This window comes from Roseateles sp., assembly GCF_036486225.1.
GTDB lineage: Bacteria > Pseudomonadota > Gammaproteobacteria > Burkholderiales > Burkholderiaceae_C > Roseateles.
Window position 1 is genome coordinate 1 of sequence record NZ_DASVNZ010000268.1, and the last position, 13,645, is coordinate 13,645.

11 protein-coding genes are annotated in these 13,645 nt (G+C 69.9%); 5 read left to right on the forward strand and 6 right to left on the reverse strand.

Annotated features, from left to right (window positions below; genetic code table 11):
- Both VF536_RS17730 and VF536_RS17735 read left to right on the forward strand, forming a co-directional pair.
- Positions 1–3,461: GH36-type glycosyl hydrolase domain-containing protein (locus VF536_RS17730; RefSeq protein WP_414710405.1), on the forward strand; the 3,461-nt coding region annotated here is incomplete at its 5' end.
- 83 nt (positions 3,462–3,544) lie between these two features.
- Positions 3,545–4,123: a nucleotidyltransferase family protein gene (locus VF536_RS17735; RefSeq protein WP_331616185.1), complete on the forward strand. Its 579-nt coding sequence runs from the start codon at positions 3,545–3,547 to the stop codon at positions 4,121–4,123.
- A gap of 57 nt (positions 4,124–4,180) precedes the next feature.
- On the opposite strand, the gene VF536_RS17740 is transcribed toward VF536_RS17735, so the two are convergent.
- A complete protein-coding gene (locus VF536_RS17740) occupies positions 4,181–4,828 on the reverse strand; it encodes a GAF domain-containing protein (protein ID WP_331616186.1) in 648 nt (215 codons plus the stop codon).
- A gap of 208 nt (positions 4,829–5,036) precedes the next feature.
- Here VF536_RS17740 and VF536_RS17745 point away from each other — a divergent pair, with 208 nt between their 5' ends.
- The 3 genes from VF536_RS17745 (at position 5,037) to VF536_RS17755 (ending at position 7,100) form a co-directional block, all read left to right on the forward strand.
- A complete protein-coding gene (locus VF536_RS17745) occupies positions 5,037–5,525 on the forward strand; it encodes a DUF1203 domain-containing protein (protein ID WP_331616187.1) in 489 nt (162 codons plus the stop codon).
- Positions 5,526–5,619: 94 nt separating this feature from the next.
- Entirely contained in the window at positions 5,620–5,883 is a 264-nt protein-coding gene (locus tag VF536_RS17750; protein ID WP_331616188.1) for a helix-turn-helix domain-containing protein, read from the forward strand.
- On the forward strand, positions 5,880–7,100 hold the full coding sequence (locus VF536_RS17755) for a type II toxin-antitoxin system HipA family toxin (protein WP_331616189.1): 1,221 nt from the start codon (positions 5,880–5,882) through the stop codon (positions 7,098–7,100). The genes VF536_RS17750 and VF536_RS17755 overlap by 4 nt, the downstream gene beginning before the upstream one ends.
- Before the next feature lie 39 nt (positions 7,101–7,139).
- On the opposite strand, the gene VF536_RS17760 is transcribed toward VF536_RS17755, so the two are convergent.
- From VF536_RS17760 to VF536_RS17780, 5 genes are all read right to left on the reverse strand, one after another.
- On the reverse strand, positions 7,140–8,954 hold the full coding sequence (locus VF536_RS17760) for an aspartyl protease family protein (RefSeq protein ID WP_331616190.1): 1,815 nt from the start codon (positions 8,952–8,954) through the stop codon (positions 7,140–7,142).
- A gap of 93 nt (positions 8,955–9,047) precedes the next feature.
- Positions 9,048–9,935 (reverse strand): sialate O-acetylesterase, encoded by an 888-nt coding sequence (locus VF536_RS17765; protein ID WP_331616191.1) that lies wholly within the window; start codon positions 9,933–9,935, stop codon positions 9,048–9,050.
- A gap of 50 nt (positions 9,936–9,985) precedes the next feature.
- Entirely contained in the window at positions 9,986–11,020 is a 1,035-nt protein-coding gene (locus VF536_RS17770) for an acyltransferase (protein WP_331616192.1), read from the reverse strand.
- A complete protein-coding gene (locus VF536_RS17775) occupies positions 11,017–12,222 on the reverse strand; it encodes a pyridoxal-dependent decarboxylase, exosortase A system-associated (protein ID WP_331616194.1) in 1,206 nt (401 codons plus the stop codon). The genes VF536_RS17770 and VF536_RS17775 overlap by 4 nt, the downstream gene beginning before the upstream one ends.
- Before the next feature lie 103 nt (positions 12,223–12,325).
- Positions 12,326–13,645: acyl-CoA ligase (AMP-forming), exosortase A system-associated (locus tag VF536_RS17780; protein ID WP_331616193.1), on the reverse strand; the 1,320-nt coding region annotated here is incomplete at its 5' end.

A 13,645-nucleotide genomic window follows, 5' to 3' on the forward strand; every position in this document is an offset into this window, starting at 1 on the left:
CGCGCTGGCTGGGCCGCTACGGCAGCACGACGCGGCCGGTCGGCGACGCGCGGCCGGAGTTCGTCGATGACCAGGCCGACGTGACGGCGGCGGGCGAGCCGGGCCGGCTGCTCGACACCGGCCTGGATCCGGTCGCCGGCCTGCGGGTCGGTCTGGACCTGGCGCCGGGCGCGACCGTGCGGCTGACCTTCTGCACGGCGGCCTCGCGCGACGGCGACCTGCTGCGGGCGCTGGTCGACAAGTACCGCCAGCCGGCGCACGTGGAGCGCTCCGCGTCGATGTCGCACACGATGGGCGGCATCCGGCTGCGCGAGCTGCAGTTCGACACGGCCACCTGGGGTGCGCTGCTGCAGCTCAACACGCTGATCACCGGCCAGGCGGTCCGCGAGCCCGCGCATGTCCGCGAGCCGCGCGGCCGCTGCGACCGCCGCGCCTTGTACCGCTTCGGCATCTCCGGGGACCGGCCGATCATCATGGTCACCGTCACCGGCGAAGAAGGCATCGACCTGATCCGATCGCTGAAGAAGGCGCTGCGCATGTGGACCACACATGCGGTCGGCGTCGACCTCGTCGTGCTGAACGAGGAACCGTCCTCGTACAACGCGCCGGTGCAACAGGCGCTGCAGGCCCTGCAGGCGCGGCTCCAGGGCCAGGCGCAAGGGCGGCCGGCACACCTGTGCTCAGCGCTGCACGTGCTGCGCGACGGCGACCTGCAACCCGACGAGCGCTTCACGCTGCAGACGCTGACGCGGCTGCGGCTGCAGGCCGACGGCCGTCCGTTGTCGCAGCAGCTCGAACGCTGGATCGAGGACACGGCGCCGACCAACGAATCGCAGCGTCTGCCGGTGGCGCACGCGCTGGCCGAGCGCCCTCGCCCCGAAGCGACGCCGCGTCCACCGGAAGGCCGCTTCGATCCGGACCACGGCGGCTTCTCCTTCGAGGTGTCGCCGGACCGGCATCCGTCCAAGCCCTGGGTCAACGTGCTGGCGAATCGCGACTTTGGCTGCCAGGTCACCGAGATCGCCGCGGGCTACACCTGGGCCGGCAACAGCCGGATGCACCAGGTCACACCGTGGTCCAACGATCCGCTGATCGACCCGCCCGGCGAGTGGCTGCTGCTGCACGACCTGGACAACGACCGCGTGTGGCCGCTGGGTCGGCAACTGCGACGGGAAGCGCCGCTGTCGATCGAGCACGGCATCGGTTACTCGCGCAGCCGGCAGCGGCTGGACGACCTGCAGGTCGAGCTGTGCTGGTGCGTGGATCGCGACGCTTCGGTGAAGCAGGTGCAGGTGCGCATCGACTCGGGCGCCCGATCGCGCCGCCGGTTGCGGCTGGTCGCGCTGGCGGAATGGCAACTCGGCAGCGCGCGCAGCGAGCGCCTCTCGGTGACGACGCACAACGACTGGCTGACAGTCGGCGAACTCGGCGAGGGACTGCCGCAACCGGAACGCGCGCTCGCACTGCAAGCGACGCAGCTCGACCACCTCGGCGGCTTCGGCGACGCGACGGCGGCGCTGTGCATCCGGCCGCGGCAACGCGGCGACGGCGGCGATGCGCGTGGCGCGGGTGGCATCGGAAGCGGCGGCACGGGCGGAGCGACCGGCGGCGACGCCGGTCAGGTTCGCGTGCGGCTCGACCAGCAGGACTGGACCTGCGACCGGCGCGAGTTCTTCGACAGCGCCGGCCGTATGGTGCTGCCGAAGACCTTGAGCCGTCGCAGCGGCAGCGGTCTCGATGCCTGCGCCGCGCTGTCCGCGCGGCTGGAGCTCGACGCCTCGCAGCCGGCGGAACTGACGGTGCTGCTGGGCCACGCGCCGTCGCCGGATGCCGCCCATGCGCTGATGGAAGCGGCCTGGAAGGTCGATCCCGCCGTGCGCCTGGACCGGCAGCGGCGGCAATGGCCGGAACTGCTGGGCGGTCTGCAGGTATCGACGCCGGATCCGCGCTTCGACGCGCTGACCAACCACTGGCTGCCGTACCAGACACTGGTCTGCCGCATGTGGGCGCGCGCCGGCTTCTACCAGGCGGGCGGTGCCTTCGGTTACCGCGACCAGTTGCAGGACGCGATGGCGCTGACGGACGTCGCGCCGCAGCTGCTGGCCGACCAGATCCGGCGCAGCGCGGCACGCCAGTTCCCCGAAGGCGATGTGCAGCACTGGTGGCACGAACCGGGCGGCGCGGGCGTGCGCACGCATTTCTCGGACGACCGGCTGTGGTTGCCGTATGCGCTGGCGCATTACCTGGTCCGGACCGGCGACCTGACGCTGCTGGAGGACGCGGTGCCCTTCCTCAACGGGCAGCAGGTGCCCGAAGGCGCGGAAGACATCTACGAGAGCCCGCGCACCGACGGCCCGATGGCTTCGGTCTACGAGCACGCCGCCCGCGCGATCGACCGCAGCCTGGGCAGCGGGCAGCACGGTCTGCCGCTGTTCGGCACCGGCGACTGGAACGACGGCATGAACCGCGTCGGTCACGAGGGCAAGGGCGAATCGGTCTGGATGGCGTGGTTCCTGGCGCAGGTGATCGAGGACTTCGCGCCCATCGCCACGGCACGTGGCGAGCACGAGCGCGTGCAACGCTGGAAGGCGGCGCGCGACGGCTGGATCGCCGCGCTGGACGGTCCCGGCTGGGACGGCCAGTGGTACCGGCGCGGCTTCTTCGACGACGGCTCGCCGCTGGGCTCGTCGGAGAACGCGGAGTGCAAGATCGACCTGATCGCGCAGAGCTGGGCGGTGCTGACCGCGGCGGCCGATCCGGCGCATGCGCGCCAGGCGATGGCGAGTGCCTGCGCGCATCTGCTCGACCCGGTGGCGAAACTGGCGCGGCTGCTGCATCCGCCGCTGGCGATGGCGCAGCCGAGCGCGGGCTACATCCAGTCGTACGCACCGGGTGTGCGCGAGAACGGCGGCCAGTACAACCACGCGGCGGTGTGGTCGCTGATGGCGCTGGCGCGGCTGGGGCAGCGCGACACGATGTGGCAGGTCTACACGGGATTGAGCCCGGCGCACCGCTGGGCCGATCCGCGACTGGGGCCGATCTATGCGATCGAGCCCTACGTGATGGCGGGCGACATCTACTCGCACGCGCCCTGGGTCGGGCGCGGCGGATGGAGCTGGTACAGCGGCTCGGCGGGCTGGCTGCTGCGGGCGTCGCTGGAGTCGATCTGCGGCGTCGTCGTCGAACAGGGAAGACTGCGCGTCACGGCCTGCCTGCCGGTGCACTGGGACCAGGCCGAGGTGCGCATCCGGCACCAGGACCGTTGGCTGCGCATCATCGTCTGCGCCAACGAGACGGCCTGCCGGGCCGCGCAGACCCGCGAGCCCGGCGTGCGCCGCGAGAACGCGGGTGAGTCGATCGAGCTGGCCTCGCTGTCGCCGGATCAGGCGCTGGTGGTCGTCAGCGTGCCGGAGATGGTGCGCTTGCCGGAGGCGGCGGAGCTGCGCACGACAGGACGTTGAGGCGCAGGGACTTCAGCGTTTCCACCGCCAGAGAGGGATTCCACTGACCGGAGCGCCTCAGTCGGCGCGGCCAGAATGGCACGATGCCCTTCGAACCTCCTTCGCTGAATCTGCAGGACCGCTTCATCGCGGACCTGCTGACCAACCCGAACAACCGCGCGATCCTGGACCGCTGGGAGGCGCTGGCGCTGCCCGACGGCTGGCTGGTGGCGGGCTGCCTGTTCCAGACCGTCTGGAACCTGCGGGATGGCCGGCCGCCGACGACGGACATCAAGGACTACGACCTCTTCTACTTCGATCCGGACGACCTGAGCGCCGAGGCCGAGCGCCGCGTCCAGGCCCGCGCGGACGCGGTGCTGGGCGACCTCGGCATCACGATCGAAGCCGCCAACCAGGCGCGCGTGCACCTCTGGTACGAGGAGGACTTCGGTGAACCGTACCAGCCGCTGCACAGCTCGCGCGACGGCATCGAGCGCTTCCTCGTGCCGTCGACCTGCGTCGGCGTGCGGCCCGGCGAGGTCTATGCGCCGTACGGTCTCGAGGACCTGTACCGGGGCGTGCTGGCGATGAATCCGCTGGTGCCGCATCGCGCGCTCTTCGAAGGCAAGGCGGCGTCGTACCAGCGGCGCTGGCCGTGGCTCACGATCGAGCTTCCCGCGTAGGCTCCGGTCGATCCCACGCGCGCCAGCCGCAACCGCAGTTGCGGTCGGTCAGGCCGATCAGGCCGGCGGACTGGACTGGGCCGGTTGCGCGAGCTGGGCCAGCCGCTGGTGGTTCTCCAGATCGTCGGCGCTGAACCCGAGCGCTTCCAGCGCCCTCGCCTCGCCCAAGCCCGAACGGGTCATCGCGTCCAGCAGTCGACGCGCCGAGGTTTTCAGCTCGGCATGACGCGCCTCGAAGCGCTCGACCTCGGTGCAGGTGCGCAGGTCGTCCTCGATGGCATCGCGCATCAGGGAGACCAGCATGCGCACGCCCGAGGAGGTTTCCCGCGGGCGCTCGTCCATCACGCAGACGGTGCCGACGACGGTGCCTTCGGCATCGCGGATCGGCTCGCCGTAGTAGTGGACCAGGCCGAGGGCCGCGGTCGGATTGCGGTCGCCGATCGCGGGCAGGCGGCGGACGTCGCCGACGAGCAGGTGCTCGCCGCGGCGGATCACGTTGGCGCAGTAGCTGTTGACGGCCAGCTCGAGGCGGCCGTTGCGCGGGAAGCGCTGCTGCTCGTCGCGCACGCCGAAGAAGACGAGGTCGCTGCCGTCGACCAGGTTGATCATCGCGACCGGCATGTCGAGCTGCTGGGCGAGGACTTCCAGCATGCGCTGCCAGCGGCCGTACAGGCGTTCCGAATCGGCGAGGCAATGGGTCGGCATGCAATCCTCCGGCGCGGCATCGCGCGCGCATGAACACCCATGATCGCGCGAACCCGCGGGCCGGACCAGCCCCCAGGACGAAGGGCGGCCAAGCGCTAAGGCGACAAGGCGGCGTGCAATTCCACGTCCGGAAACGGCGCGACCGCGGCCGACTGCTTCCCTATTGTGAGCACATCCACTACTTGGACGGCCGCCGCGCCGCGCTCACATGGACTTCCGCATCCTGGGCCTCGACCCGGCCCCCTTCCGCCCGATGTTCGGCATGAGCGACGCGGCCCTGCGCGAGCGCGGCGCCCTGCGTGTTCGCATCGACAGTCCGCGCTCGGCGCCGGACCGCGTCACGCTCGATGACGCCGCGCCGGGCGAGACGGTGCTCCTGCTCAACCACGTGTACCTGGACGCCGGCACGCCTTACCGCGGCACCCACGCGATCTACGTCCGCGAGGCCGACGCCGAGCGTTTCGACCGCATCAACGAGGTGCCGAAGGCGCTGCGCGGGCGGATGCTGTCGGTCCGGGCGTTCGACCCGGCGGGGATGATGGTGGACGCCGATCTCGTCGACGGCGACCGCGTCGAGCCCCTCATCGAACGCCTCTTCGCCCACCCGGAGGTGAGCTTCCTCCAGGTGCATTTCGCGAAGCGGGGGTGTTATGCAGCGAGGGTGGAGCGTTGGGGAGATCCGGCGTTGAACGCCTGATCCCGCCTGGAACAGGCCATTTTCAACGCTGATTTGACTTGCAATGTATTGAATACCATACTTGTCACAAACAAAGTATCGAATTCAATACTTCATGGCGGATTACGAAACCGGATTGATTCACCTGGCTCACTCCCTGAAGGCCATGCGGCTGGAGCGTGGACACAGCCAGGCCGACCTGGCCCAGTTGGCCGGGGTACCTCGCTTGAAAGTGGTCCAGATCGAGGCGGCCAAGCCCGGCGTCTCCGTCGCTGCGTATGCACGCGTGGCTGCTGCGATGGGCGCAGAGATGCGCGTCGTGCCGCAACAGCGCCCCACGCTGGATGAGATCCGTCAGCTGCTGGAGGACGACGAATGATCGACGTTCGCGCTGGCGCTCAACAACTCGCCGTCTTCACACCCGAGGGACTCTCCGGGCACGTCCGCCGCGACGGGAACTACCTGTTCACGTTCACTGCCGAAGCAACGGCCGAGCACGCACCCGCACTCACGATGCCGCTGCGGGCCCGCCCCTACGAACAGCCCACCTTGCATCCGGTCTTCCACATGAATCTTCCGGAAGGGTTCGTGCTGGAACAGCTGCGCAACCGGCTGGCGAAGACGGCGGGGCTCGACCCCCTGCTGCTGCTGAGCGTGATCGGATCCCAGGCGCCGATCGGAAGGCTTCGTTATACCCTGGCAGGACACGATCAGCCGTCCCCGCGCGAACCTGGCGAAGGGGAACGCCTCGCCGACCTCCTCGCCGCCCGCGGCACACGAGAGCTGTTCGCTCGACTCGTCGATGACTACGTGATGCGTAGCGGCATCAGCGGCGTGCAGCCCAAGGTGCTGGTTCCGGAACGCGGCAGCATGGATCCGGAATTCAAGGCGGCATTGTCGACCTCCGACTTGATCGTCAAATCCGGTCTGGGCGAATTCCCCGGCCTGTCGATCAACGAGTTCGTGTGCATGACCGCCGTCCAACGCGCGGGCGTGCCGGTCCCTGAGTTCTTCCTGTCGAACGACGGCGAACTCTTCATCATGCGTCGCTTCGATCGACCCGCCGATGGCCGCGTCCTCGGCTTCGAAGACATGCTGTCCTTGAGTGGGAAAGCGCCTGACCAGAAATACAGCGGCTCCTACGAGCAGATACGACGCCTCCTGACCTTGTTCTGCGCGCCTCGCCTCGTGAGGCCAGCCGTCCAGCAACTGTTCGACATGGTCGTGCTCTCCTGCATTCTGGGCAATGGAGACGCGCATCTGAAGAATTTCGGTGTCCTGTACGACCGCATCTCCGGTGAGGTCGGCATGGCGCCCGCGTACGACATCGTGTGCACACGGGTCTACATCCGGGAGGACAACCTCGCGCTCAATCTGGACGGCAACAAGAGCTTTTTCGCGTCGCGGCTCGGCCTGCTCGAGTTTGGGCAGGCCTGCAACATGACCCGGGCCCAGATCAAGGCCCGTGTGATCGAGCTGGCCACCATCGTGCTGACTACCTTGAACGACCTGACCCCCCTCGTGGCCAAGGTCGGCGGCATGAAGGAGATCATCGAGATCGAAGCACGACGCTTCCTGGAAACGTTCGAGCGTTAGCGTCATCCGCTCGGGGTACGTCGAACGCGAGGTGTCCTGTCACTCCGATGTCGTCGCTGCCATCGTGCCGACCAAGGCAGCAAACCCCGCCTTCTTCACGTTCTCATCGATCGCCGGCGTCAGCTTGCGCGCGGCCTCCAGGTCCTGGCGGGCCTTGTCCGCCTCGTTGAGCCGGGTCAGCGCCACGCCCCGTCCGTAGAAGGCCCAGGCGGAAGGCTTCTTCTCGATCGCCTGGTCGAAGGCCCTGCGCGCCCGCGACGCGTCGCCCTGCCGCAGCCAGGCCCAGCCCAGTTGCCAGCGGTACGCCGCCTCGTCGTCGTCCCGGTCGATCGCCGACTTGCAATCGTCGACCGCCTTGTCCGCCTCCAGGTTCAGCCGCGTCCGCAGCCAGCAGCGCTCCGCCAGCATCGAGGCCAGGCGCAAGTCCCTCGGGTGGCTGCCGATCCAGAGCTCGAACTGGCGCATCGCCTCCGGCACCAGATTGCGCCGCGCGTAATTCACCGCCATCGACGCGCGCAGGTTCGATGCCGGCGGCAAGCTCGCGTCCAGTTCCTTCAGGTCCGCGTCCGCGCCCTCGCGGTCGCCGGACGCCAGGCGCAAGGGCACCCGGCGCAGCCGCGTCTCGGCCATCGCCGGATCCAGGCGCAGGGCCTCGTCCAGATCGGCCAGCGCCGCCTTCCCCTGCTTCAGCGCGATCCGCACCCGGGCGCGCGACTCGAAGTAGCCCGCCACCGCCGGCGCCAGCTGGATCGCGCGGTCCAGGTCCTCCAACGCGCGCTGCGCATCGCCCGCCACCAGCGACGCATTGCCCCGCCGCGCGAAGCCGTCGGCGTCGTCGGGCGCAATCTCGTCGGCCTTTGCCGCGTAGCTGGCGTTGTAGGCCTCGCTGCCCGGCCGGCTCGGCGGGAAGACCCGGCCGCCGTTCCAGGTCGCGTAGACCTTGCCCTGCAGGCGCGACACATACACCCGGTGCGCCAGGAAGTAGTCCAGGCCCAGCAGCATGTCGCTGTCCCGGCTGCTGACGTCCGTCACCAGCAGCCGGTTGTCGCGGATCTTCTCTCCGCCGAACTCGAAACGCTCCACGTTCGCGAGCCAGGCCTGCGCCAGGTCCGCGCCCGCCCCGCTTGTGCGACCCGCCGGCGTCAGGCCCTTCTCCTCGATGCCGGCCTTGCGCGCCGCGCCCAAGGTCAGCACGGTATTCGTCGCGCCCGTGTCCATCACCGCCTCGAGCCTGCGGCCGTTGACCTGCACCTCGACACGCACCGTGCGGTCGGACCGGCTGTAGCTCAGCATCGGCGCCTCGATCACCGGCGCGTCGCCGGCCCAGTACGCCAGCGACGTCTTGTCGCAGTCGCCCTTGGGGAAGACAAGGCGCACCACACCGTGCGCCAGGTCGTATTCGGTGTCGGCGATGGACAGGAAATTGCGGCCCAGCACGCCCATGATGCCGGCGCTCATCTCGCTGCCGCCGACGAGGAACTCGATGTATTCCAGCTCCGCTTCTTCGAGGCGCACGCTCTTGACCGTCGTGACGCGCAGGCCCTGCACGGGACCGGTGACGCCCCGTACCTCCAGGTGGGACGGCGGCTTGCGCAGCGGCAGACCCAGTTGCTGGGCCGTGGAGGCGCTCAGGAAGCTGTAGAAGGCGCCGCTGTCCACCAGCATCGGCACGGCGACCCCGTTGAGCTGGAGGGTGGCGACCGGTCGGCGGTCGACCAGCCGCACCGGGATGCTCATGGTCTCGATGCGGCAGCGGTTCGCGTCCTCGGCGGCCATGGCGTCGGACATCGCCATGAACAGGGCCGGCACCGCGAGGATGGCGGCCAGCAACGGGGCAAGTCGGCGTGCGTTCAATCGTCCCTCCCTGGGCGTGGTATCGCGCGGGCGGTGTTCCGCCCGTCGCGACTGGCGACGATACCCGTATCCGCGCCTGCGCCCGCGGCAGGTCTACCGTCCCGTCGCCGCCGGCTTCAAGGTCTGCGCCCACAACGCCGCCGCGCGTGCCGTGCCGTCCACGGTGAAGTGGCAGCCGTTGCGCAGCGGCAGGCTGAGCGTGTCGGTATCGGGTCCGGCGCGGAAGCCGCTGTCGGGGATCGCGAGCAGCTCCCGCACCGCCTCGCGCACCTGGCCGCCGTCGGCCGGCGGGCAATACGTGGAACGCGCGATCCACCACGGCGCGTCCACGCCCCGCGCGGCCACGCCCGCCCGCAGCGCCGCGAGGGCGTCGCGGTAGTCGGCCATCGCCGTGCGGTCGCGCGCGTCGGCCTCACCCTGCTGCCACAGCACCGCGGCCACCGGCCAGCGAGTGCCCTTGATGCGGTCCATCTGCGTCTGCCAGTAGGCGCGCAGCGCGCTGTTGGGGTCGGTCCATTCGGCGATGGAGCTGCCGTCCACCGCCACCACCGCCCACACGATCGGGTGCCCCTGCCAGCGCCCGCCCAGGGCCTGGTTCACGGCCGGCCAGAGGCTGCCGCCGGTGCCCGTCGCGCCCGGCACCGGCGAACTGGCCAGGCCGCAGCCGCCCAGGTGCAGCACCGGCATCGGCGGCACCGGCACGGCCGCCGGCGGGATCGGGTCGGCGTGATTCGCCGCGTTGGACTGGCCCATCACCACGATCACCACGGGCTGCTCGTTCTTGAAGACCGTGCCGCAGTCAGGCGCCGTCACCGGCATGTCGTGGATGGCGGCGATCCGTTGCGCGAGGTCGTCCGCGGGTGTCGAGGGCTTGCCGTTGCGCAGCATCGCCACGCCCGCTGCGATCATGCCGCCGCACGACAGCAGCGCCACCGCGCCGATCGCCAGCGGGATCAGGGGATTCTTCCGTTCTTCGGTCATCAGGAGCGTCGTCGGCTGGAGGGGGAGCGCGCATTGTCTCCGCCCTGCGATCAGCCCCCGGCTGGCGCTGCCTTCGACCCGGGCGAACGCGCGCGGTAGCGGTCGCGGATCCAGCGCATCCCCGGCTGTTCCACCAGCGTCGTCAGTCCGTGCGCCAGCGCCATCGACACGGCCATGGTCAGCGCGATGGCGAGGTGCACCTCCACGCCCCACGATTCGAGCCGACGCAACACCGCCCAGCCGATGTTCTCGTGCAGCAGGTACAGCGTGTACGAGATCGCTCCCAGCCACAGCAGCACCGGGTGCTCCAGCCAGGTCCAGCGTCCGCGCGCGGCACCGGACAGCACCGCATAGAAAGCCACGGCGAGCGCCGCGAGGCCCCAGTCCTCGACGAGCCCGATCACGAGGACCGCCGCCACCGCCAGCGCCCAGTCCCAGGCGGACGCCGCGTCCTGGCGACTCAGCCGGTAGATCGTCACGCCCAGCGCAAACCAGCAGATGTAGGGCAGCAGCAGCCATCGCTGCCCCATCCACGGCAGGTCGGCGCCCCAGAAGACCTGCACGGCGGCGTAGACCAGCCGCAGCGCCAGACACGCGAACAGGAAGTGCCGCAGCCCCGCCGCGCCGCCGACGCGGAAGCTCAGCAGCGCCCAGGCGTAGAACAGCAGCTCGACCTCCAGCGTCCAGTACACACCGTCGACATGCGCCACGCCGAAGAAGCCCTGCACCATCGTCACGTTGACCAGCAGCACGTCCCAGCCCACCGTCTTGCCGGGCAGTCCGATCGCATGCGTCAGCGCGAAGGTCAGCAGGATCGCGCCCCAGTACGCCGGGTAGAGCCGGCTGAAGCGCGAGACGACGAAGTCCATGGGCCGCGCGGTGCGCTCCAGCGTCATGAAGATGACGAAGCCGCTGATCATGAAGAACAGGTTGACGCCCAGGTACCCGTACGGGAACGAAACCGCCGGCGCCTGCGCGTGGCCGAAGAGCTGGTCGTAGCGCGTCGTGTAGTGGAACAGCACCACCGCCAGCGCCGCGATGCCGCGCAGGGCATCGAGCTGCGCCAGGCGCGGGGCGGAACTCACACCAGGACCTCGGCCGCGCCGGGGTGGCTCAGGAAGCCTTGCGGGCTGGCCGTGATGCCGTAGGCACCGGACTGGAAGACGACGACCAGGTCGCCCGGCTCGGCGCGCGACAGCGTCATGCGCTCGCCCAGCAGGTCCAGCGGCGTGCACAACGGCCCGACCACCGACACCCCGGCTTCGGGCTCGCCGCCGACGCGGTTGCCGATCGCCACCGGATAGTTCTTGCGGATCACCTGGCCGAAGTTGCCCGAGGCCGCCAGGTGGTGATGCAGGCCGCCGTCGGTGACGAGAAAGACCTGACCCCGCGAGACCTTGCGGTCGACGACGCGGCAGACGTAGACGCCGGCCTCGCCGACCAGGTAGCGGCCGAGCTCCACGACCAGCTTGGCCTGCGGGAGCTCGATCGCCGCGCGCGCTATCAGCGCGGCGAGATTGGCGCCGATGGTCGTCAGGTCCAGGCGCTGCTCGCCCGGGAAATACGGGATGCCGAAGCCGCCGCCGAGGTTGAGCACCTTCACCGGCGCCGGCGCGTCCTTGGCCAGTCGCAGCGCGAGCTCGAAACTCTTGAGCTGCGCCTCGACGATCGCCTCCGGCTTCAGGTTCTGCGAGCCGGCGAAGAGGTGGAAGCCCTCGAAACCGAGACCCGCCTCGCCGATGCGCGCGAGCAGTTCCGGCACCTGTTCGGCATCGACGCCGAACTGCTTGGGACCGCCGCCCATCTTCATGCCCGAGGACTTCAGCTCGAAGTCCGGATTGACGCGCACTGCCACGCGCGCCGCGTAGCCGGTCTCCGCGCACAGCGTGCGCAGCAGCTCGACCTCGCGGAAGGATTCGAGGTTGATCAGGATGCCGGCAGCCAGCGCCTGCTTAAGCTCCAGCACGCTCTTGCCGGGACCGGCGAAGCTGATCTCGCGCGGGTCGGCCCCGGCGTCCAGCGCGACCTGCAGCTCGCCGGCCGAGGCGACGTCGATGCCGTCCACCAGCGTCGCCAGGTGCGCCACCAGCGCCGGCATCGGGTTGGCCTTCATCGCGAAGTGCAGCTCCAGCTTCGCGGGCATCGCGGCACGGAGTTCCTCGACGCGGCGCGTCAGCAGCGCGCGGTCGTACGCGTAGAACGGCGTGCGGCCCACGCGGTCCGCGAGCCGCGTCAGCGGCTGGCCGCCGATCTGCAGCACGCCGTCGCGCGCGGTGAACTGGTCCATGGGCGCGTGTTGCGGCGCGGCCTTGGGCAGCGCTGCGGGGGTCTTGTCGTCGTTGCTCACGGATTCGTCACCGGGTTTTCATTCAGCGCGTTTTTCAGCGCACTCACTGGGCTTCCTGCTTCGCCACCCATTCGGTGCTCAGCAGCTTGCGATCGATCTTGCCGTTGGGGTTGCGCGGCAGCGGGCCGGCCTTCTCCTCGACGCCGGCGGGAATCATGTAGGCCGGCATGCGGGCCTTGCACTGCACCAGCAAGGCGGCGCTGTCGAGTGCGTCGGCGCCGGCCGGCGGTGTCGCGATCACCTGGATGGTCTGGCCCAGCGTCGCATGGTCGACGCCGAAGGCCACGCATTCGCCGACCAGCTGCGTCGCGTACAGGATCTCCTCGACCTCGGTCGGGCTGACGCGGTAGCCGGAGGTCTTGATCATCTCGTCGCGCCGGCCGATGAAGTACAGGAAGCCTTCGGCGTCCTGACGGACGTTGTCGCCGGAGAACACGGCGTATTCGGGCAGTTGGAGTCCGGCCTCGCGGCCGGCCGCGCCCAGCGGCAGCAGCTTGTAGCGCTCGGCCGTCTTCTCGGCGTCGTTCCAGTAGCCCATCCCGACCAGCGCGCCGCGGTGGACCAGCTCGCCGGGCTCGTCCGGGGCGCAGGGCGTGCCGTCCTCGCGCAGCACCAGGATCTCGGCGTTCGGGATCGCCTTGCCGATCGAATCGGGCCGGCGGTCGACCTCCTCCGGCGGCAGGTAGGTCGAGCGGAAGGCCTCGGTCAGGCCGTACATCAGGAAGGGTTGGGCCGACGGCACGCGCTGGCGCAGCAGGTTCAGCGTCTCGCGCGGCATGCGCCCGCCGGTGTTGGCGAAGTAGCGCAGCTGCTGGTCGATCGCGGCCGGCCATTCCAGCTGCGCGAGCTGGATATACAGCGGCGGCACGGCCGTCAGGCCGGTGATGCGGTCGCGCTCCAGCGCCTTGAGCACGTCGCGCGGCATCAGGTAGTTCAGCAGCGACACCGACGCGCCGGCGTGGAAGGCCGTCGTCAATTGGCTGAAACCGGCGTCGAAGGACAGCGGCAGCGCGGCAAGCAGGCGATCCTCCGGCCGGTTGCCGAGGTAGCTGGCGACGCTCTTCGCCCCCGCCACCATGTTGCGGTGCGACAGCACCACGCCCTTGGGGCGGCCGGTCGAGCCGGAGGTGTAGAGGATGGACACCATGTCGGTGTCGATGACGCGATGCGCCGTCTGCGCCGGGGCGTCGAGCAGGTCGCTGTAGCGGTGCCAGGTGAAGCTCGGGGCCTCGGACGAGGCGTCGGCGGACGCACCGGATGCCGTATCCGGTGCCGGATCGACCACCACGACGTGCCGCACCGACGGGCACGCCGCCAGCACCGCCCGCAGCGACGCGAAGCGGTCGCGCGAGGTGATCAGCAC